General features: G+C 61.8%; 21 protein-coding genes. 8 read left to right on the forward strand and 13 right to left on the reverse strand.

Annotated features, from left to right (window positions below):
• Positions 1–368 precede the first annotated feature (368 nt).
• Together MA07_RS22010 and MA07_RS22015 are read left to right on the forward strand one after the other, a co-directional pair.
• Positions 369–1,025, forward strand: coding sequence for a response regulator transcription factor (locus MA07_RS22010; protein ID WP_160195477.1), 657 nt, complete (start codon positions 369–371; stop codon positions 1,023–1,025).
• Between the two features lie 776 nt (positions 1,026–1,801).
• Positions 1,802–2,344: a response regulator transcription factor gene (locus tag MA07_RS22015; protein ID WP_160195478.1), complete on the forward strand. Its 543-nt coding sequence runs from the start codon at positions 1,802–1,804 to the stop codon at positions 2,342–2,344.
• Positions 2,345–2,432: 88 nt separating this feature from the next.
• Here the strand turns inward: MA07_RS22015 and MA07_RS22020 are convergent, their stop codons facing one another.
• The 6 genes from MA07_RS22020 to MA07_RS22045 form a co-directional block, all read right to left on the reverse strand.
• Positions 2,433–4,073: a choline dehydrogenase gene (locus MA07_RS22020; RefSeq protein WP_036356831.1), complete on the reverse strand. Its 1,641-nt coding sequence runs from the start codon at positions 4,071–4,073 to the stop codon at positions 2,433–2,435.
• Between the two features lie 69 nt (positions 4,074–4,142).
• A complete protein-coding gene (locus tag MA07_RS22025; RefSeq protein WP_036356833.1) occupies positions 4,143–5,117 on the reverse strand; it encodes a branched-chain amino acid ABC transporter permease in 975 nt (324 codons plus the stop codon).
• Between the two features lie 4 nt (positions 5,118–5,121).
• Positions 5,122–6,009 (reverse strand): branched-chain amino acid ABC transporter permease, encoded by an 888-nt coding sequence (locus tag MA07_RS22030; RefSeq protein WP_036356836.1) that lies wholly within the window; start codon positions 6,007–6,009, stop codon positions 5,122–5,124.
• A 6-nt stretch (positions 6,010–6,015) separates the two neighbouring features.
• Complete coding sequence (locus MA07_RS22035; RefSeq protein WP_036356839.1) at positions 6,016–6,723, reverse strand: ABC transporter ATP-binding protein; 708 nt, start codon at positions 6,721–6,723, stop codon at positions 6,016–6,018.
• The gene (locus MA07_RS22040; RefSeq protein WP_036356842.1) at positions 6,716–7,474 is read right to left on the reverse strand and encodes an ABC transporter ATP-binding protein; all 759 of its coding nucleotides are present in this window, start codon (positions 7,472–7,474) and stop codon (positions 6,716–6,718) included. The genes MA07_RS22035 and MA07_RS22040 overlap by 8 nt, the downstream gene beginning before the upstream one ends.
• Before the next feature lie 130 nt (positions 7,475–7,604).
• A complete protein-coding gene (locus MA07_RS22045; RefSeq protein WP_052003428.1) occupies positions 7,605–8,813 on the reverse strand; it encodes an ABC transporter substrate-binding protein in 1,209 nt (402 codons plus the stop codon).
• A 308-nt stretch (positions 8,814–9,121) separates the two neighbouring features.
• On the opposite strand from MA07_RS22045, the gene MA07_RS22050 reads away from it, so the two are divergent.
• A complete protein-coding gene (locus MA07_RS22050) occupies positions 9,122–10,612 on the forward strand; it encodes an NAD-dependent succinate-semialdehyde dehydrogenase (RefSeq protein ID WP_036356845.1) in 1,491 nt (496 codons plus the stop codon).
• A gap of 37 nt (positions 10,613–10,649) precedes the next feature.
• Here the strand turns inward: MA07_RS22050 and MA07_RS22055 are convergent, their stop codons facing one another.
• Positions 10,650–11,450: an HAD-IIB family hydrolase gene (locus tag MA07_RS22055; protein ID WP_036356849.1), complete on the reverse strand. Its 801-nt coding sequence runs from the start codon at positions 11,448–11,450 to the stop codon at positions 10,650–10,652.
• A 189-nt stretch (positions 11,451–11,639) separates the two neighbouring features.
• Between MA07_RS22055 and MA07_RS22060 the strand changes: the two genes are divergently transcribed.
• Entirely contained in the window at positions 11,640–12,893 is a 1,254-nt protein-coding gene (locus MA07_RS22060) for a glycerate kinase (RefSeq protein ID WP_036356852.1), read from the forward strand.
• Between the two features lie 15 nt (positions 12,894–12,908).
• Here MA07_RS22060 and MA07_RS22065 read toward each other — a convergent pair whose 3' ends face one another.
• Positions 12,909–13,583 carry a HAMP domain-containing sensor histidine kinase gene (locus MA07_RS22065; protein WP_036356854.1) on the reverse strand — a complete coding sequence of 225 codons (675 nt, stop codon included), beginning with the start codon at positions 13,581–13,583 and terminating at the stop codon, positions 12,909–12,911.
• A gap of 443 nt (positions 13,584–14,026) precedes the next feature.
• Between MA07_RS22065 and MA07_RS22070 the strand changes: the two genes are divergently transcribed.
• Complete coding sequence (locus tag MA07_RS22070; RefSeq protein WP_036356858.1) at positions 14,027–14,203, forward strand: CsbD family protein; 177 nt, start codon at positions 14,027–14,029, stop codon at positions 14,201–14,203.
• Positions 14,204–14,248: 45 nt separating this feature from the next.
• On the opposite strand, the gene MA07_RS22075 is transcribed toward MA07_RS22070, so the two are convergent.
• The 3 genes from MA07_RS22075 to MA07_RS22085 are packed head-to-tail and all read right to left on the reverse strand — an operon-like array spanning position 14,249 to position 16,241.
• A complete protein-coding gene (locus MA07_RS22075) occupies positions 14,249–14,479 on the reverse strand; it encodes a sulfurtransferase TusA family protein (protein WP_036356861.1) in 231 nt (76 codons plus the stop codon).
• A complete protein-coding gene (gene mobA / locus MA07_RS22080; RefSeq protein ID WP_036356864.1) occupies positions 14,476–15,105 on the reverse strand; it encodes a molybdenum cofactor guanylyltransferase MobA in 630 nt (209 codons plus the stop codon). The genes MA07_RS22075 and mobA overlap by 4 nt, the downstream gene beginning before the upstream one ends.
• A gap of 11 nt (positions 15,106–15,116) precedes the next feature.
• Positions 15,117–16,241 carry an Mrp/NBP35 family ATP-binding protein gene (locus MA07_RS22085; protein WP_036356866.1) on the reverse strand — a complete coding sequence of 375 codons (1,125 nt, stop codon included), beginning with the start codon at positions 16,239–16,241 and terminating at the stop codon, positions 15,117–15,119.
• A 218-nt stretch (positions 16,242–16,459) separates the two neighbouring features.
• Between MA07_RS22085 and MA07_RS22090 the strand changes: the two genes are divergently transcribed.
• The 3 genes from MA07_RS22090 (at position 16,460) to MA07_RS22100 (ending at position 19,122) form a co-directional block, all read left to right on the forward strand.
• Positions 16,460–16,963 carry a pyridoxamine 5'-phosphate oxidase family protein gene (locus MA07_RS22090; RefSeq protein WP_036356869.1) on the forward strand — a complete coding sequence of 168 codons (504 nt, stop codon included), beginning with the start codon at positions 16,460–16,462 and terminating at the stop codon, positions 16,961–16,963.
• A gap of 96 nt (positions 16,964–17,059) precedes the next feature.
• Positions 17,060–18,352 carry a nicotinate phosphoribosyltransferase gene (pncB, locus tag MA07_RS22095; protein WP_036356872.1) on the forward strand — a complete coding sequence of 431 codons (1,293 nt, stop codon included), beginning with the start codon at positions 17,060–17,062 and terminating at the stop codon, positions 18,350–18,352.
• A gap of 5 nt (positions 18,353–18,357) precedes the next feature.
• Entirely contained in the window at positions 18,358–19,122 is a 765-nt protein-coding gene (locus MA07_RS22100) for a 5-oxoprolinase subunit PxpA (protein ID WP_036356875.1), read from the forward strand.
• Positions 19,123–19,144: 22 nt separating this feature from the next.
• On the opposite strand, the gene MA07_RS22105 is transcribed toward MA07_RS22100, so the two are convergent.
• Both MA07_RS22105 and MA07_RS28075 read right to left on the reverse strand, forming a co-directional pair.
• Positions 19,145–20,017: an alpha/beta hydrolase gene (locus MA07_RS22105; protein ID WP_036356878.1), complete on the reverse strand. Its 873-nt coding sequence runs from the start codon at positions 20,015–20,017 to the stop codon at positions 19,145–19,147.
• Positions 20,018–20,128: 111 nt separating this feature from the next.
• Complete coding sequence (locus tag MA07_RS28075) at positions 20,129–20,671, reverse strand: D-Ala-D-Ala carboxypeptidase family metallohydrolase (RefSeq protein ID WP_052003429.1); 543 nt, start codon at positions 20,669–20,671, stop codon at positions 20,129–20,131.
• Between the last annotated feature and the right edge of the window lie 329 nt (positions 20,672–21,000).

A 21,000-nucleotide genomic window follows, 5' to 3' on the forward strand; every position in this document is an offset into this window, starting at 1 on the left:
GCGAATGTTGTCCCATTGATGTAGACGCCGGACTAATTTCAAGATGAGTAAACGTTTTAGTATATCGCGTTTCTATATTGTTCGATTATGAACCATCCTAAGAGTGAAGCTTGATCCCGTCTAAATTATAGCGAACAATATTCGCGGCGGTGTTCTGTTCTACCTCCTAAGCATAGTTCTTTACCTCTTTATTAGGGATGTTTGATGAAGGGCTAAATTGTAGAATCGGAGGTAATCTCTGCGGAAAGGCACATCGCATGTCGAACCTGTTGCCGGTCACCACTGTCTTGAGCTGCAAGAACTCAATGCTCCGCGAAGGCTTGAAGCACGTTCTATCAAGCACTCGCTTCAAGCTTCGTTCGGAGGGAATGACCCGCGACGAGATCATTCTGGATCAGGATGTGCCGGGTTCGTCCTTTCTTGTCATCCTCGATGCGAATCTTTTCCCTTCGAGGCTGGCTCATGCGATATCCTCCATCAAGGACCAGTATCCTCAGGCGCGAGTTGTCATTCTCTCCGACAGCTTCAACCTCGATGACATGAAGTCAGCGTTCCAGTCAGGGGCAGATGGCTACTGCCTTGCGACGACGGGCTGTGAGGCTCTGATCAAGTACCTCGATCTTGTGATGCTGGGTGAGTTGGTTTTCCCATCAGCTGCGTTCCTCAGCGCGATCTCGGATACCCAGTGCGAGGCAGATGTAAAGGAGCCTCTGGCGATCACCGTTCTTCCCACTCATGCTCCTTTGGGTCTTGAGATCCATGACTCACCCATACGGACGCTTTCGAGTAGGGAATCCGAAATCCTTCAGTGCCTGATGCAGGGGGCGCCGAACAAGGTGATTGCACGCAAGCTCGATGTGGCGGAGGCAACAGTCAAAGTGCACATCAAGGCCATTCTCCGCAAGATCCGGGTTGCCAACCGAACGCAGGCTGCCATGTGGGCCGTCAATCATCTCTCTTCCGGTAGAAGCGAGGATTTGGCTCTCTCTTCTGGTGAAGGGCTGGCGTTACAGAGTCTGCGCTGAACCATGTCCTGGGTGTAGCGGAATACGAATGGCTTGAGCCGGTCGCAGTCGAATGCAATCCCCATCGGAGGTGCATTCGACTGCAGAGGTGCTTACTTCCCGTAGTGGGTGATCCGCCTGATCATCATTGAACACGAGTGGCTGAACCGGAGGGTTGCCAAGAGCTCGCGTCCTGCTCGGCATGAGCTTTTCGAGCCTCCTGAGATGCCAAGTCAGTCTTCACCGGCCCGATAAGACCTTGTCGCAGTAGCGGTCAGAAGCCTCTTCTCTATTGATCTAATATTGCATGCAGTTCAGGCGTGCGTGAAAGTAAAGAGGCAAAACAACCTGCTTGTGCGCTGAATATTGTTACGATGTAACTTAGTGATACCTTTTGATAAACAATTGTTAAAATGTTTTGAATGGGTATTGATTGCCTCCCATAAGATTTTAAGCTAGATACCTTGAGGGAATTTTTACTTTCAACTCGCCGAATCAAGACGAGAAAGGCATCTGCAATGCGGAACACCTACGATCTTGATAGCCTTCCTCATCCAGGTGCCTCATCGGCCAAGGATGTCGCGTATTCCAGGTACATGGAATTGGCGCGCTCGGTTGAGCCCTCGGCGGCAGATCATGCAACTGTCAGACCCATCAGGACATTTCTCGTCGAGCCGAATGCGCTATTGAGAGAAGGCCTGAGGCGAATTCTGTCAGAGACCGTCTATGCCCCGTCACTTGCTGCTGGAAGCCTCAATGAGGTCAGTTCCCAATGCGGTCCCGACAGCGGTACGGTTGTGCTCATCGCGGACGCAAGCCGCGATCATGAGGAGTTCTGCCGTCAGACGAAGCTGCTGAAAGAGCAGAACGCAAACGCAAAAGTCATCATGCTGGTCGAGCAATACGATCTGAACCACGTGCTCACGGCATTCCGTTCAGGGGCGGATGCCTACCTCAAAAAGTCCATCTCCTATGAGGTGCTCGTCAAATCGCTGGATCTGGTTCTCTTGGGAGAGGTCATCTTCCCCAGTGCGATCATCGATCTCCTGCGCGACCAGGAAACCCGTGTCGAGCAGAACAAGCAAGAATCGGCTTCAGAGGGGCCTCAAGAGATGAGCCCTCCGACGAAGGGCTTGTCCGTTCGTGAGACCGTTATCCTACGCTGCCTCATGGACGGCGACTCGAACAAGCTCATTGCGCGCAAGTTCGACATCACGGAAGCGACCGTGAAGGTTCACGTCAAAGCCATTCTGCGCAAGATCCAGGCCAAGAACAGAACTCAGGCGGCGATCTGGGCTGCAAGCCACTTGTCTGCGAGCCGGGGGGCGGCCGTCAGCTGATTGGTCCGACTGCTCGGAAGCGCCGTTCAAGGGAGCCGTTGGCTCCCTTTCTTTTTGGGCCGAGCCGAACAGGCGGCTTCTTGGAGACTCACGCTGAGCGGAGCACCTCGACGCGGGTTTGCGCCTGATCCTCAAGGATCATCGCGGCTCCCTTGTCGGCGATCATCAACGTGGGCGAATTGGTGTTGCCGCTCGTGATCGTCGGCATGATCGACGCATCGACGACACGAAGGCTCTCGATGCCACGGACCCTCAAGCGTGCGTCCGTCACAGCCATCGGGTCGTTGTCGATGCCCATCTTGGCTGTGCCTACCGGATGGAAAATTGTCGTGCCGATATCCCGTGCGCCCTTCAGGAGTTCCTCGTCCGTCGTGAGCGCTGCGCCTGGCTTGTATTCCTCGGGACGGTACTTCTGGAGCGCCGGCATCGCAACGACCTGCCTGACGAGACGCAGGGCATCCACGGCCACCCGCTGGTCCTCCTCGGTCGAGAGATAGTTTGGACGAATGGACGGAGCCTCTCCGGCCTCCCCACTGCGGATCCGGACCGTCCCGCGGCTGGTGGGCCGCAGGTTGCACACGCTCGCGGTAAAGGCCGGGAAGGGGTGCGGATCCTCGCCGAACTTGTCGAGCGAGAGCGGCTGGATGTGAAACTGGAGATTCGGAGTGGCGTATTCCGGTGAGGAGCGCGTGAAAGCCCCCAACTGAGAAGGCGCCATGGTGAGCGGCCCTTTGCGGAAAAGCGCATATTCCAGCGCCATCTGGCCCTTCTTGAACAGGGAGCGGTATTCCTCGTTGAGGGTCCTGACGCCGCTGACCTTGTAGATGGGGCGCAGCTGAAGATGGTCCTGCAGGTTCTCGCCGACGCCCGGAAGGTGGTGGACGACGTCGATCCCATGCTCCTGCAGGAAGGCCCCGTTGCCGATTCCGGACAATTGCAGAAGCTGCGGCGATGCGATGGCGCCCGCAGACAGAATGACCTCCTTGCGGGCCAGGATCCTCCGTAGGTTGCCATGCTGGAGGATTTCCACGCCGATGGCACGCTTCCCTTCGAAGAGAATGCGCGTGGCATGAGCGTGCGTCTCGACCTTCAGGTTGGGGCGCGACAAGGCCGGCCTGAGGAAGCCGCGCGCGGACGACCAACGTCGCCCGTTCTTCTGGTTCACATGGAAATACGAAATGCCCTCGTTGCTGCCGGTATTGAAATCGCTCACTCGGGGAATGCCGGCTTCCACGGCAGCCTCGATGAAGGCATCCAGGATCTCCCAGCGCATCCGGGGCGCTTCGACCCGCCATTCTCCGCCCGCGCCGTGATGCTCGCCAGCACCGAGGTAATGGTCGAGGTGATGACGGAAGATTGGCCGCACATCGTCCCAGCCCCAGCCTTCGAGACCCATCTGGCGCCAATTGTCGTAATCCTCACGCTGGCCGCGCATGTAGATCATGGCATTGATGGCGGAGCTGCCGCCCAGGACCTTGCCGCGGGGGTAGTTGAGGATGCGGCCGTTCAGGCCCGTCTCCGCCTCGGTCTTGAACATCCAGTCGGCACGCGGATTGCCGATGGCGAAGAGATACCCGACCGGAATATGAAACCAGATCCAGTTGTCCTTGCCGCCGGCCTCAAGGAGGCAGACCGCGTTGCTTGGATCCTTGGACAGGCGGTTGGCCAGAACGCAGCCGGCCGAGCCGGCGCCGATGATCACGTAATCGAATGTTTCGCTGTCTGGCATGGTCCAGCTCAATGAATGAGCCGGCGCTCGCGACAAAGAGCGCCGGCAGGGTTACCGATGCCCCTTAAGCTACGCGGCGCTCTTCGACCTGCGTTTCGTGAATTCCAGGATCTCGCCCACAATCCCCCGGCGGAACAGCAGCACGCAGATCACGAAGATGATCCCGATCAGTACGGTCACAGGGAAGTCGGAGGCTGCAAGATACTTCTGCAGGGCGATCACGAGGCCGGCGCCGACAACGGGGCCGATCAGCGTACCGATGCCGCCGAGCAAGGTCATGAGGATCACTTCGCCCGACATCTGCCAGGCGACGTCGGTAAGGGTCGCGAACTGGAAGACGATAGCCTTCGTGCCGCCTGCCAGGCCCGCCAGCGCGGCCGACATGACGAAGGCGCCGAGCTTGTATCGGTCGACCCGGTAGCCGAGCGAGATCGCCCGCCGCTCGTTCTCGCGGATGGCCTTGAGAATGTTGCCGAAGGGCGAGTGGACGATGCGCCAGATGGCGAAGAAGCCGAACAGGAAGATCGCCAGCGTGACATAGTACATCGTAAGCGGCTGATTGAGGTCGAGGATGCCGAGGAGATGCCCGCGCGGCACGCCCTGAATGCCGTCCTCACCGTGGGTGAAAGGTACCTGCAGGCAGATGAAGGCGAACATCTGCGACAGGGCAAGCGTGATCATGGCAAAGTAGATGCCCTGGCGCCGGATGGCCAGGAAGCCCATCACGAGGCCCATGGCGGCAGCGCCCACGACGCCAAGCAGGATGGCCGCCAGAGGCTCCCAGCCCCACACTTTGGCGGCATGGGCGGTGAAATAGGCGGCGCCGCCGAAGAAGGCCGCATGGCCGAAGGAGAGCAGGCCCACATAGCCGATGAGCAGGTTGAACGCGCAGGCAAACAGCGCGAAACAGAGAATGCTCATCAGGAGCACGGGATAGAAGAAGAACGGAGCTACCAGCAGGGCCGCGATGGCGACCGCGCCCAGCACGATGGCGGAGGTGCGCAGCTTCGGCTGCTCTGCGAGATATTCGGTTCCAACAGCCATGATGTTACTCCTCCCGCCCGAAGAGACCTGCCGGCCTGACGAGCAGAACGATGGCCATGATCACAAAGATAACGATGCTCGAGGCTTCAGGGTAGAAAACCTTGGTGAGGCCTTCGAGAACGCCGAGCACATAGCCGGTCACGATGGCGCCCAGGATCGAGCCCATTCCGCCGACCACCACCACGGCGAAGACGATAATGATGAGGTTCGTGCCCATGAGCGGGCTGACCTGATAGATCGGCGCCGCGAGCACGCCGGCGAGCGCCGCCAGCGCGGCTCCCAGGCCGTAGGTGAGGGTCAGAAGCAGCGGCACGTTCACGCCGAAGGCCTGGACGAGCGTGGCATTCTCCGTTGCAGCACGGAGGTAGGCGCCGAGCCGGGTCTTCTCGATGAGCAGCCAGGTGCCGATGCAGATGACCAGGGAGGCGATGACCACCCAGCCGCGATAGACCGGCATGAACATGAAGCCCAAATTGACGGCGCCGGTCAGCTGCGCTGGGGCGGCATAAGGCTGGCCGGCGGCTCCGAACCAGTAACGGAACGCGCCTTCGAGAATGAGCGCGAGGCCGAAGGTCAGCAGAAGGCCATACAGGTGATCGACGCCATAGAGCCTGCTCAACATGGTGCGCTCGATAATGACCGCAACCACGCCGACGGCCAGAGGCGCCAGGACAAGGGCGAGCCAATAATTGATGCCGAGCCAGTTCAGGAGCAGGTAGGCCGCGAAGGCGCCCAGCATGTATTGCGCGCCATGGGCGAAGTTGATGACCCGCAACAGGCCGAAGATCACCGCCAGGCCTAGGCTCAGCATGGCATAGAACGAACCGTTGATCAGTCCGATGAGGATCTGGCCGTAGAGGGCCGGGGTGGGAATGCCGAAAATCGTATTCATGCTGCTCTACACCCCAAGAACTTCGTGAAGTTCGTCCATGCGCGCATCGAGCTCGTGCCCGGGGAACGAATTCACCATACGCCCATCCTCCATGAGGTAGAAGCGGTCGGCCACCTTCTTGGCGAAGCGGAAATTCTGCTCGACCAGCAGGATCGTCATGCCGCGCTTCTTGAGCGCCACCAGCACGTCACCGATGCGCTGAACGATCACGGGCGCCAAGCCCTCCGTCGGCTCGTCGAGAAGAATGACCTTCGCGCCCGTGCGCAGGACACGGGCGATGGCGAGCATCTGCTGCTCGCCGCCCGAGAGCTTCGTGCCCTGGCTTGAGCGCCGCTCATGGAGGTTGGGGAAGAGCGTGTAGATCTCCTCCACGCTCATGCCTCCGTCCGACACCGTGGGCGGGAGCGTCAGGTTCTCGGAAACGTTGAGGCTTGCGAAGATGCCGCGCTCCTCGGGCACGTAGCCGATGCCTGCCTGCGCAACCTTGTGCAGGGGCAGGCTCAGAAGATCCTTGCCCCGCAGCCGGATCACGCCCTCGCGGCGGCGCAGGATGCCCATGATCGCGCGCAGGGTCGTGGTCTTGCCGGCACCGTTGCGGCCGAGCAGCGTGACGGTTTCGCCTTCGCGGATGTCGAGATCGACCCCATGCAGGACATGACTTTCGCCGTACCAGGCATTGAGCCCGCGGACTTCGAGGAGAGGAGCGCTACTCATGCTCGGTTCCCATATAGGCTTCACGCACGCGCGGATCCTGGCTGACTTTGTCGTAGGACCCGTCGGAGAGGATCTCGCCGCGGGCCAGAACGGTGACGCGGTCGCAGAGATCGGCGACGACGTTCAGGTTGTGCTCGACCATCAGCACGGTGCGGTTGCGGGCGATGCGCCGGATCAGATCCGAGATGCGTCCGATATCCTCGTGGCCCATGCCGGCCATCGGCTCGTCGAGCAGCAGCATGGCCGGGTCGAGGGCGAGCGTCGTGGCAATCTCGAGCGCCCGCTTGCGGCCGTAGGACAGCTCGGCGGCCGTCAGGTCCCTGTAGGACGAGAGATTGACCGCATCGATGAGCTCCATGGCCCGCTCGTCAAGGGACGAGAGGGCGTTGGAGGAGCGCCAGAACTGCGTTGCAAGGCCTGATGGGCGCTGCAGCGCCACGCGCACGTTGTCGAGCACGGTCAGATGGGGAAACACCGCCGAAATCTGGAAGGAGCGCACAAGCCCCAGGCGGGCGACCTCGGCCGCCTTCAGCCGGGTGATATCCGCGCCCTTGAAGGTGATCTGCCCGCGGGTGGGCGTGAGAAACTTGGTGAGAAGATTGAAGACCGTCGTCTTGCCTGCGCCGTTGGGACCGATCAGGGCGTGGATCGTGCCCTCGTTGACGGACAGGGTCACGTCCTTCACGGCCACGAAGCCACGAAACTCCATAGTGAGCCCGGTGGCGCTGAGGATGGGTTGCGTACTGACCATAGGGTTCGGCCGAGACTCTCTGGATAGGGCGATGGTTGGTTCAGGCATCATGCGCGGTGCCACAAGCTATCGCCGGACAGCAATGGAGGCAGGGCAGCGTTGCACGCTGCCCTGCCTCGTTCAAGACGCTTTACTGCGTGAGCTGGCAGCCGCTGTCGGCAGCCTTCATGTAGGCGCTGTCGCCGGGGATCTTGGCGAGCTGCTTGTACATGTCCCACTCGCTCTTGCTTTCTTCCGGCTTCTTCACCTGGAACAGATACATGTCGTAGACCATGCGGCCGTTCGGCAGCACCTTGCCGTTCTTGGCGAAGACATCCTGAACGGGCATCTCGTGCAGGAGCTTGGCAACCGGCTCGGTCGCATCCGTGCCGGCCTTTTCGACCGCCTTGAGATACTGCGTCACGGCCGAGTAGGTGCCCATGTGGATCATGTTCGGCATGCGGCCGGTCTTGTCCATGAACTTCTTGGCGAAGGCGCGGTTCTCGTCGCTCTGATCCCAGTACCAGCCCTCCGTGAGGGTCAGGCCCTGGGCGGCCTTCAGACCAAGGCCCTTCACTTCGGCCAGGGTGAAGAGAAGTGCCGCGAGACGCGTGCCGCCCTGGGTGATGCCGAACTCGGCCGCCTGCTTGATGGCGTTGGCGGTGTCGAGGCCCGCATTGGCCATGCCGATCACGTTTGCGCCGGAGCTCTGCGCCTGGAGCAGGAAGGACGAGTAGTCGGACGCCGCCAGCGGATGGCGCACGGCGCCGACCACCTGGCCGCCCTTCGACTTCACGAATTTCGAGGTCTGGTCCTCGAGGGAGTAGCCGAAGGCGTAGTCGGCCGTGAGGAAGAACCACTTGTTGCCGCCATTCTCCACCAGCGCGCCGCCGGTGCCGACCGCGAGCGCGTGGGTGTCATAGGCCCAGTGGAAGCCATAAGGGGAGCACTGCTTGCCGGTGAGGTCGGTCGTCGCCGCACCGGTCGTCATGGTGATCTTCTTCTTGTCCTTGGACAGGCCCTGGACGGCAAGCGCCACCGAGGAGGTCGTCAGCTCCATGATGGCATCGACCCGTTCTGTGTCGTACCACTGGCGGGCGATGCTGGCGGCGACGTCAGGCTTGTTCTGGTGGTCCGCGCTCACGATCTCGACCGGTACGCCGAGCACCTTTCCGCCGTAATCCTGTACCGCCATGCGGGCAGCCTCGACGGAGGACTTGCCGCCGAAATCGGCATAGACGCCGGACTGGTCGTTCAGGATGCCGATCTTGACCACGCCGTCGGATGCCTGCTGCGCATAGGCGGATGATGCCAGGGCGGTGCAGCTGAGGGCGAACAGAAGCTTGTTGAGGATGCGCATCGATTTCCTTCCCATTATTCTCAAGGCAGATTGATCCTGCCCTTGCCGGAGCCGCAGCGTAAGGTGTGCGGTCGATGGTCAGAAAGGTACAGACACTTCGTCCCCGATCAATGACAGGGGTGGTCATCCTTAAGTCGCAGAGGTCTTTGATTTTTTATCTTAATTTCGGGGTTCGAGCGTCATGGTCTCAGAAACGTGACTGCTCCACGGACAACCCGGCTCCGCATCTCCTGCGGTTCACAAGTCCTGAGGCGGCGCATATATATCCCTCAGCCTTTCGCGATCGCTTTGCCCGATGGAGTCTTTTGATGACTGTTCATGCCAAACCTCTGGACCGTCGTGTTCTGGATCTGAAGGACGCCTCTCTTCTGGTGGACCGGGCCTACGTAGCCGGGGAGTGGGTGGGGGCATCGGACGGCAAGACCTTTGCCGTCACCGATCCCTTCGACGGGGCTGTGATCCTCGAGCTTCCCGATCTCGACGTCGAGGCTACCCGCAAGGCCATCGACACGGCGCACGCGGTGCAGAAGGACTGGGCGAAGCGTACCGCCAAGGAGCGCAGCGCCATCCTGCGCCGCTGGTACGACCTCATCATCGCCAATGCCGACGATCTGGCGCTCATCCTCACCACCGAGCAGGGCAAGCCCCTGGCCGAGGCCAAAGGCGAGGTGATCTCGAACGCAGCCTATATCGAGTGGTTTGCCGAAGAGGCCAAGCGCATCGACGGCGACGTCATTCCCGGCGCCAGCCCGAGCCAGCGCATTCTGGTGCTCAAGCAGCCGGTGGGGGTGTGCGCGGCCATTACCCCCTGGAACTTTCCCAACGGCATGATCACGCGCAAGGTGGGGCCGGCGCTGGCTGCCGGCTGCACCATGGTGCTCAAGCCTGCGGCGCAGACCCCGCTCTCGGCCCTGGCGCTGGCCGTGCTGGCGGAGCGGGCGGGCGTGCCGAAGGGTGCGTTCTCGGTGATCACCACGACTGATGCCAAGCCTGTCGGCGAGGAATTCTGCCACAACCCCAAGGTGGCCAAGATCACGTTCACCGGCTCCACCAATGTGGGCCGCTGGCTCATGCGGGAAGCAGGCAACAGCATCAAACGCCTGTCGCTGGAACTTGGCGGCAATGCGCCGTTCATCGTGTTCGACGATGCGGACCTGGATGCCGCCGTGGAAGGCGCTCTGGCGTCCAAGTTCCGCAATGCGGGCCAGACCTGCGTGTGCGCCAACCGCATCTACGTGCAGGAGAGCGTGGCTGAAGCTTTTGCCGAGAAGCTTGCGGCCAAGGCCAAGGCGCTCAAGCTCGGGCGCGGCACGGAGGAGGGCGTGACCATGGGGCCGCTGATCGACGAGCGCGCCGTGGCCAAGATGGAGGAGCATGTGGCCGATGCCCTTGCCAAGGGCGGGCAGGTGCTGGTGGGCGGCAAGCGCTCGGAGTTGGGCAGCACGTTCTTCGAACCCACCGTGATGACGGGCATCACGCAAGGCATGAAGGTGACCAAGGAGGAGACCTTTGCCCCCCTGGCGCCGATCATCACCTTTGCCGACGAGGCGGAGGTGATCGGGATGGCCAATGCCACGGAGTTCGGCTTAGCATCGTATTTCTACGCCAAGGACATGGCCCGCGTGTGGCGCGTGGCGGAGGCGCTGGAGAGCGGCATGGTGGGAGTGAACACGCCGGCGCTCGCCAACGAAATGGCGCCGTTCGGCGGCGTGAAGCAGTCGGGCTTGGGCCGAGAGGGCTCCAAGTACGGCATCGAGGGCTTCCTCGAAATCAAATACATCAACCTCGCAGGCCTGTGAGCGCCAACCAAAAGCCCCGCCATGCGGGGCTTTTTCTTTAAGTGCTTTTCGCCTGGAGCAGCAGGTCGGCGAGTTCCGCGAACCCGTCCCCGGAATGTCCCTCGGTGATATAGGCGGGTTTGTGCTTCAGCCGGTGCGCGAAGGCGTGGATGTTGGCGACGCCCACGCTCAAGGGGAAAGCCTCGAACATGGGTTCATCGTTGGGCGAGTCGCCCGCATAGACCACGGCGTTCTTCGCTTCCTCCCAATCGATCCCGAAGACGTCGGCCAGCAGAGTTTTTGCCATGCTGAGCTTGTTGTACTCGCCGAACCAGCCGTTCACGTGGATCGAGCTGACCTTCGCCTGCGCACCGGCCTTCTCGAAGATCGACACGATCCGGTCCACCTCCGTCTCGGGCAGGGCCGGCACGTCCTCGCAGAAATCGATGGCGAGATCCGCCAGGCGGTAGGCCTGATCGCTCGCAAGGGCTGAGCCCGGCACCGTGGCCAGCACCTCTTTCTCGATGGCATCGAGCCTGATCCGGTTCTGCCTCAGCTCCTCGGGGCTGGCCCAGAAGCGCTGCTGCATCGTTTTCCGTTCGCGGTCGTAGCGGAAGTAGAAGGCGCCGTTCTCACCCACCACCGCATCCACCGGCCACATGCGGGCGATGTGATCGCACCAGCCGGCGGGCCGGCCGGTGACCGGGATGACGGTGAAGCCGGCACGATGCAGCGCTTCAAGGGCGCCATAGGCCTTTGCCGTCAGCAGGCCCTCCGTCGTCACCGTGTCGTCGATGTCGGTCAGCACCACGCGAATGCCGCGAGCGGCCGCCAGCGGAAGCTGCGACAGAGGCTTCATATCCCGAACTCCAGGGCAACGGGGCAGGGGAGTGGCATGGGCAAGGCATCCTTGTTCAAGAACGAGCCGTCCAGAATGGTGAGGCGGCTAATTGCGGGTCTTTAAGCACGAGCGAGGGGCGGTCTCCAAGTCTTTGCGCGGTGTTCTCGACAGGCTTCACGGGCGCGATTTCTCACGTAAAGTGGCCCTATGCCAAATGATCGCGACATCCTCCATACCCTGTTCGACGCAGCCCTCCAGGCGGCGCTGCCCGATGGAAAGTTCGACGGCCGCCTGCCGGAAAAGCCGAAAGGACGGACCATCGTGCTGGGCGCCGGCAAGGCCTCGGCCCGCATGGCGGCTGCCTTCGAGGAGGCGTGGTCCCGTGTCGGCGGAACCTGCGAAGGGCTCGTGGTCACGCGCTATGGCCATGCGGTGCCGACGCAGTCGGTCGAGATCGTCGAAGCAGCTCATCCCGTTCCCGACGAAGCCGGCTTGCAGGCCGCCGGACGGATCCTTGCGCTTGCACAGGAGGCCGGGCGTGACGATCTCGTCGTCTGCCTCATGTCCGGTGGAGCATCGGCGCTCCTTTCGCTCCCGGCCGAGGGTGTGACCCTGGCCGACAAGCAGGCCCTGAATCGCGCCTTGCTCAAATCCGGTGCGCCGATCGGCGAAATGAACCTCGTGCGCAAGTCACTCTCGGCCATCAAGGGGGGCAGGCTGGCCGCCGCCGCAGGCCGGGCGCAGCTCGTCACCTATCTGATCTCCGACGTACCCGGGGACGATCCTGCGAGCATCGGGTCGGGGCCGACGATCCCCGAGAGGATCGATCCGGAAGTCGCCCTCGCGATCCTGCGCCGATACGGCATCGATGTGCCGAGCCATGTGGTGCAGGCCATCCGGGCGAGTGCCGTCACGGAGCCTGGGACAGGTGGTGCTGTTCATATGCTGGCCACTCCCAAGATGGCCCTCGATGCGGCGGCTGCCAAGGCGCGTGAACTGGGCTTGAATGCCCTCGTTCTCGGCGATGCTCTCGAAGGGGAGGCGCGGGAGGTCGGGCGCGTCATGGCCGGCATCGCACACTCGGCCCTTATGCATGGGGAGCCTGCCCGGGCACCCTGCGTCCTGCTGTCCGGTGGCGAGACCACCGTGACGGTGGGCGGCCAGGGGCGTGGCGGACGCAACGCCGAGTTCCTGCTGTCCCTGGCTCTTTCGCTGAAAGGAGAGAGCGGCATCTCCGCCATTGCGTGCGACACGGACGGCATCGACGGATCCGAGGACAATGCCGGTGCCTGGTGCGACGACAGCTTGCTTGAGAGCGCCCGTGCCAAGGGCATCGATCTTGCCGCCCATCTGGAGACGAACGATGCCTATACGGCGTTTGCTCAACTCGACAGGCTCGTCACGACGGGGCCGACGCTGACCAACGTGAACGATTTTCGCTGCATTCTCATCCGCCCGTGAGCGGCTGGGATTTCTTCATATGGAGTAGCTGAGGCCGGTCGTGTTCGTTTCCGGCACGATCAGGCTCACCTTGGTGCCGCGCCTCTCGCGGCTTTCCACCTCAAGGTTTCCCCCATGAAGTTTGAGGATGTACCAGGCAAGGCCCAAGCCCAGTCCTGTGCCGGGAAGCTTCTTGGCATTCCGCCCGCGAAAGAAGGGTTGCAGGACGAAGGGCAGGTCCCGCTCCGGGATGCCGATGCCGCGATCCTTGACGGTGATCCTGATCATGCCGTCTTCGGGGCGCGCCGTGATGTCGATTGACTGGTCGTGGCGCGAGTATTTCATGGCATTGGGCACAACGATGACGAAAGCCTGCTCCAGCAGGATGGGATCACCGAGGATCACATCCGGCAGATCCTTGATATCGAAGTGGAAGGGGCGATCAGGCTCCTGGCCGCCCTGCTCACGGCAGACCCGCCTGATAAGCTCCACAGGATTGAACTCACTGGGGTTGAGCACGATTCCGCCGGCGCTGGCGCGGGTATAGGATAAGATCGTCTCCACCAGCTCATCGAGCCGCAGGCTCGCCCGCCAGATCTTCTCGGCTCTGGTCTGAACGTCGATGGGGCTGAGCCGGTCGGCCCGTCTTATGAGACCCTGCGCTAAGGCGTTGATCGTCGACAGGGGGGTCCGGAGCTGGTGCGCCAGCAATGCCAGACGATCCAGGGGAGGCGCCTTGCCCCGCGCTCCCGAGGGAGATGCGCCATGGCGAGAAGACTTTAGCGAAGATTTGGTTGGCCGAGCGGCGGACACGAACATGAAGCCTATAACTTTATAACGTGATGTTATGGATCGGGTCGAATTAGAGCGCCGATATCGGTTGTCCATCCCTCGCCAAGGGACCTATGACATCGATGGGCTGTAGAACACATCTCTATGTAATGGTTAGGTCTGTGAAGGTAAAAATGTGACGGTACTGCCATGTGCAGAGTAGGAGCAGTGATGAAGTTTATTCCTGTTTCTTCATCATTGAGGTTTGCTCCACGTTATGGCCAAGTTTGATCGTTCAATAAACTTTCGTTACGCTAATCTTTTCCAGAACCCTTGGCGCTGAGAGGCGTTGATATTTCAGATAACAGCCATTGGAGAGAAACATGGATCGCGATCGCAGCGAAGGCAGCATGAAGAACGTCAAGGGTCGGATGAAGGAGGGGCTCGGCAAGGCCCTGGGCGACTCGAAGATGGAAACCGAAGGCAAGATGGATAAGACCGAGGGTAAGATCCAGAACACCATCGGTGGGATCAAGGACTCGCTCCGCAAGGACACCTGATCGTCAGGAAGCTCATAGGAAAGGCCCGGTTCGTCCGGGCCTTTCTCATGCCGGGGGGCTGGCCTTGCGGATCAGGAAGCTGATGGTGGCGTTCTCCTGCTGCTGATCCTCCAGGATGTCACCGGTTTCGCGGATCAGGTTCGGAACATCGATCCCAGCCAGGGGATCCGTGCAGACGACCCTCAGCACATCGCCGGGCTGCAGGGCATGAAGGGCTTTGCGGGTCCGCAGAACCGGCAGGGGACACTTCAGCCCGGACAGATCAAGTTCCGTCATTCAACCCTCTCCTGCTGGGCCAAGGCCTCTGCATGCCTGAGATCCTCGGGCGTGTTGATGTTGAAGAAGGGATCGTTGGACGCCACCGGCCAAGCGGCCTCCGCATGCCCATGACGGTCGAGCCAGTCCCTGATGCTGCGCATACCCTCATTCAAGACAGCTTGGCGCAGATCGTGCCGCAGTGAGACGGGCCAGAGACCCACGGCGAAATGCGCCTGCGAACCCGATGCGGCGCAAGCCATGAGCTTACGGCTTTCGGCGCATGCCTCGTGCAGCCGCAGCACCAGATCCATTGGAATGAACGGCGTGTCGGCCGGGGTGCTCACAACCCAGGCGATGTCCGGTCGGTGAGCGGCGCTCCACTCGAGAGCAGCCAGGATGCCGGCGAGCGGCCCTGGATGGTCCGGAATGGAATCCGGAACAACGGGAAGCGACATTTTCCTGAACCGGGATGGATCGCCGTTGGCATTGAGGATGATGCTCTCGCATTGCGGCGCAAGGCGATCAGCGACGTGCTCCACCAAGGGCCGCCCTGCAAGAGACAGAAGAGCTTTGTCGGTGCCGCCCATGCGCCGGGAGAGCCCACCCGCCAGGATGACGCCGAGGGTCGGAGGAGGCAGGCTCATGCGAGAGGCGCTCACTCGATGACGATGCGCGGCGCAGGGCGCGCGGCAGCGCCGCCCGAAAGCGCGGTCCAGACCTGCTGCGCGACATCCTTGTAGATACGGGCATGCGGTCCTTCCGGCTCTGCGACGACGACGGGCTGGCCGGCATCCGACAACTCGCGGATCGTCATGTTGAGCGGAACCTCGCCGAGGAACGGCACGCCGAGACGGGCCGCCTCGTCCCTTGCGCCCCCATGGCCGAAGATGTGCGAGCTCTGCCCGCAATGGGGGCACACGAAGGTGGCCATGTTCTCGACGATGCCGAGGATCGGGATCTCCACCCGCTTGAACATGGACACTCCACGCCGCGCATCGATGAGGGCGAGGTCCTGCGGGGTGGACACGATGACGGCACCGGCGAGAGGCGTGGCCTGGGCCATGGTGAGCTGGGCGTCACCCGTGCCGGGCGGCATGTCGACCACGAGCACGTCGAGATCACCCCAGGCGACCTCCCGCAGCATCTGGGTGATGGCCGACATGACCATCGGGCCGCGCCAGATCATGGCGGCTTCTTCCTCCACCAGGAACCCGATGGACATGACCTTGATCCCATAGGCTTCCATGGGCTCCAGGATTCGGTTTTCCAGCAGGCGCGGCTTGCCATGGATGCCGAGGAGCTTCGGCATGGAAGGGCCGTAGATGTCGGCGTCGAGCAGGCCGACCTTCAATCCGAGGGCTTTCAGGCCGAGAGCGAGGTTGCAGGCGGTGGTGGACTTGCCGACGCCGCCTTTCCCCGACGCCACGGCGATCACGTGCTGCACGCCCGGGATGCGCTGGTTCTTGGGCTGGGCCGCCGAGCGCGGGCGGGCTCCGCCGGGAGATGGTGCTGATGGGCCCGTGACCGAAGGCCGGTCGGCCGTGAGGCTGGCGAAGACGCCTTTGACCGCGGGCAGACCCTGCACGGCCGTCACGGCTGCCTGGCGCACGCGCTCCATGTTGGCGGCCTCGGACGGCTCGATGGTGATGGAGAACATGACACGCCCTGCCTCATCCACGACCACATCGGACAGGCGTCCCGATGCCACGAGATCGGTTCCGTTGGCGTCGACCGGCACGGTCGACAGGGCCTGCAGCACATGCTCACGGGTGATCGCCACTTTGTCATCTCCTGGGCCGTTCAAGGCATGATCTTCCGTGACATCTATAGGCTGTCGGTCGGTTCGTTAAGGCACTCCCGCCGAGAAGATGCGGTATTCCGAACCAAAGCCCACCTTGTCCGTTGTTCACCCGATCCCTCGGGAGCCGGCCCGGCCGGCCGAGCGGCTGCCTTCGCTGATCACATCCCGGGCGTACGACATCAATCGAGGAGACGAGAATGCACCAGCATGGCCATAACGATCCGAATGCTGCAAAGCTTTACTACCTGATCAAGGACGTGAAGATCGCCATGATGACCACCGTCGACACCGACGGCACCCTGCACAGCCGTCCCATGCACAGCCAGGACGCGGACGAGCATGGCGACCTCTGGTTCTTCACCCAGATCCAGTCTCCCAAGATGACGGAGATCTCTCGCGACAACGAGGTCAACCTCGCCTACAGCGATCCGAGCAGCCAGACCTATGTGTCGGTCTCCGGCAAGGCGGAGATCGTGCGCGACAAGGCGAAGATCGAGGAGAAATGGTCCGAGCCCATGCGCGCCTGGTTTCCGAAGGGCACGGATGATCCGCAGATCGCCCTGATCCGCGTCCACCCCGCCAAGGGCGAGTATTGGGACAGCCCGTCCTCCACCCTGGTGCATCTCTACGGATATGCGAAGGCTGTCGTGACGGGCGAGCAGCCGAAGCCCGGCGATCAGGCGAAGGTCAACCTGACCTGATCGTTCAGCCGACTTCTTTCTTTCGCGGGGCTGCCCTTTCATCATGGGCAGCCCTTCGCTATTGTCCTGCTCCCCGTGAGTGGCAAGGAGCAGGCGATGGTGGACATCGCGACCCGCGTCTATAATCATACCTGGAAGATCGACCCGATCGTCCGGTCGGTTCTGGACACGGATTTCTACAAGTTGCTGATGGCGCAGACGATCTTTCGCCGCCATCGGGACGTGCAGGTGACGTTCGGCATTCACAACCGGACCACCCGCATTCGCCTGGCCGATATCATCGATGCCGGCGAGTTGCGCGAGCAGCTCGATCATGTGCGCAGCCTGCGCCTGACCCGGGGTGAGTCCACCTGGCTGCGGGGCAACACCTTCTACGGCAAGCGGCAGATGTTCTCGCCGGAATTCATGGATTGGCTCGAGACCTTCCGCTTTCCGGAATACCTGCTGGAGAAGGAGGACGGCCAGTATGTCCTGACCTTCCACGGCCCCTGGATCGAGACCACCATGTGGGAGATCCCGGCTCTCGCGATCCTCAACGAACTGCGCTCGCGAGGGGTCCTCAGAGGGATGGGCAAGTTCGAGCTTCAGGTGCTCTATGCCCGCGCCATGACCCGGGTCTGGGAGAAGATCGAGCGGCTCAAAAGCCTGCCGGACCTTTCCATCGCGGATTTCGGCACCCGCCGCCGCCACGGCTTTCTCTGGCAGGATTGGTGCGTGCAGGCCATGATGGAGGGCCTTGGGTCGTCCTTCCTCGGAACGTCCAACTGCCTGATTGCCCTGCGCCAGGAGGTTGAGGCTGTGGGCACCAATGCCCATGAGCTTCCCATGGTTTACGCGGCCCTGGCCGAATCCGACGAGGAACTCGCCCAAGCCCCCTACAACGTGCTGTCGGACTGGCAGGAGGACTACGAGGGCAACCTGCTCGTCATCCTGCCCGACACCTACGGCACCACGAATTTCCTGCAGAACGCGCCTGACTGGATCCCCGCCTGGACGGGCATCCGCGTCGATTCCAAGGATCCCATCGAGGGCGGCGAGGAGGCCATCGAATGGTGGCGCCAGCGCGGGCAGAACCCGCGCGAGAAGCTCGCGATCTTCTCCGACGGGCTCGACGTGGATGTAATCGAGCGCATCCACCAGCATTTCCGTGGCCGCATGCGCATCGGCTACGGCTGGGGCACGCTGCTCACGAATGATTTCCGTGGGCTGGGCCCTGAGGGAAAACTCGATCCGATCTCCATCGTCTGCAAGGTCATCTCGGCCGATGGCCGCCCGACGGTGAAGCTCTCCGACAATCCCACGAAGGCCATGGGGCCGAAGGCGGAAGTCGAGCGTTACAAGCGCATCTTCCATGTGGGCGAACAAGCGGCGAAACCGGTATTGGTGTAACGAGCATGATCATCGATCTCAACTGCGACATGGGTGAAGGCTTCGGTCCCTGGCCGATGGGAGACGACGAGGCGATGCTCGACATCGTGTCCTCCGCCAACATCGCCTGCGGTTTCCATGCCGGCGATCCCTCCATCATGTTCCGCACGGCGGAGATCGCGAAGCGCAAGGGCGTGGCCATCGGGGCGCATCCCGGCTTCAACGATCTGCACGGCTTCGGCCGCCGCATGATCCGCGGCGATTCTCCTGCCGAGATCGAGCGCATGATCGCCTATCAGATCGGCGCCATGCAGGCCGTGGCCTCGCTTGCAGGCCACAAGGTCACTTACGTGAAAGTGCACGGGGCGCTCAACAACATGGCTAACGAGGACGAGGACCTCGCTCTTGCGATCGCCCGTGCCATCAAGGGAGTCGATGCGAGCCTCATCAACATGTGCATGCCGGGCGTCCTGATGGAGAGGGCGTCCCATGATGTCGGCATCCCGGTCGTGCGCGAGATTTTCGCCGACCGCACCTATGAGGACAACGGCACACTCACCAGCCGCAAGAAGCCCGGCTCCGTGCTGCACGATGCCGAGTTTGCGGCGGAACGCATCCTGCGCGCCGTCCAGGACAGGGCGATCACGACGGTTTCAGGCAAACGCATCCCGGTCGAGATCGACACCATCTGCGTGCACGGTGACGAGCCGAGCGCAGTGGCCATGGCACGGACGGTGCGTGCGAAGCTGGAGGCGAACGGCATCAGGATCGCGCCTTTCGCGGCTTCTTGAAACTGAAGAGGCGCCGCCTCGTTTAGCGCGCGAAAGCTTTGGCAAGGAAGGGCTGCAACGCAGCCAGCGTATCCTCGGGCGCTTCCTCTGCAAGATAGTGGCCGCAATCGATAGCGTGTCCCTCAACCTGATCGGCCCAGTCGCGCCAGACGGCCGGCACGTCATACCATTGATCGAGTCCGTTCTTCCGACCCCAGAGGGCCTGGACCGGGCACCTGATCCGCCGGCCCGCCTTCTGATCCTCTTCATCGAGACGCATGTCGATGGTCGCACCGGCGCGGTAATCCTCGCACATGGCGTGGATCGTCTCCGGGTTGGTGAAGCAGCGGCGGTATTCGGCAAGTGCTTCTTCATCGAACATCGCGCGCCCGCGGCGAAGATACATAGCGTCAGGATCTGACGCGATCAGTCGCTCGGGTAATGGATGGGGCTGCGCAAGGAAGAACCAGTGCCAGTATCCCATGGCGAAGGCCATGTCGGTGCGCCGGAAGTGCTCTGCGGTTGGAATGATGTCGAGAACCGATAGCGCGACGATCCGCTCCGGGTGGTCGAGCGCCATGCGGTAGGCACAGCGTCCGCCGCGGTCGTGACCGACGACGGCAAAGCGCTCGAAGCCGAGGGCCTGCATCACCTCTACCTGATCGCGCGCCATGGCGCGCTTGGAGTAGGGCTCATGCCCGTCATTCGTTGGAGGCTTGGAACTGTCGCCATAGCCGCGCAGGTCGGCGCAGACGACCGTGTAGTTCTCGGCAAGCTGCGGTGCCACCTTGTGCCACATGACATGGGTTTGCGGGTGCCCATGCAGCAGGAGCACGGGTGGGCCGTTGCCGCCGACTCGCAGGTTGATGACGGCTCCGGATGTTTCGATGCGGCGGTGGGTGAAGGTCTCGAACATCCTGTGAGTGTCTTACAGTTTTTTCCTCGAAGCCAGGGGCTGACGCTGAGGGGCTGCGTCCGGAGAGACGCAGCCCCGTGGTTGAGATTGAATGTGAAACAGGCAGGAGTCTCACCAGGAGCGGCGCTCTCCATTGTCGATGTGGATGATGCCGTTTCGATAGATCTTCAGGCCTCCCACCTGTGGGTGAGCCCGCAGAAAGGCCATGACGCCGCGCACGCGGGTGCGTACCCTGAAGTCGATTGCGCGGCAGGAGAGATGGAGAGATTGGCGAGCACCGCCGGCGCGCCAGTTGCGGGAGCGGTTGCGGTGGGTGGACTCGACGCTGACAGGGCCGAACTTCGCCGCCACGGAGGCGACCACCTCGCGCAGATTGCCCGGTACGCAATTGGTCGGGGCACTCGCCCGTAGCATGATCGTTCCTTGTGACACCAAGGACGCGAAACCGGTGATGGTTCTCGCACTCGGCAGGCTTCCCGTTGTCTTGGGATCGTTCATTTCATCCTGGGAAGGGAGGCTGGCATATTGAGCCGGCGGAACGAGCCCTTCGTCACCGTCTCCGGCTTTGAGTGCAGCCGGTGATAGCCCGAACAGAAACGCGCTGGTCACAAGATAGAATTTGGACGCGAGGCGAACTCGGCGGGTGATGCTCATCGGGTTCTCCCGTTCTGAGCCCCTACAAAATTTGTGCCGCCGAAATGGCCCTCCCAACGGCATTGTCTTATTGGCCAGATAACTGACGGTTGCGTGCGGAACGCTACGGAAGGCAACCTAAAAGAAGCTTGGCACTAGGCAAGAGTGTGCAGGCGGGAAAGAGGGGCATCGATGAGGTGGATGGTTGGCAAAGCTTTAACCTGCAAGGAATCCAAGCGCCTGAGAAATTTGGTGTTAGTTTTGAAATAACAGAGCTTTAACCCTTGCGGTTCGTGGGTCCGATACACACATTTCGCACATTGGACCAATCAAGCTTTTGGTCTGCTGGA

Source organism: Microvirga sp. BSC39, assembly GCF_000739015.1.
GTDB lineage: Bacteria > Pseudomonadota > Alphaproteobacteria > Rhizobiales > Beijerinckiaceae > Microvirga.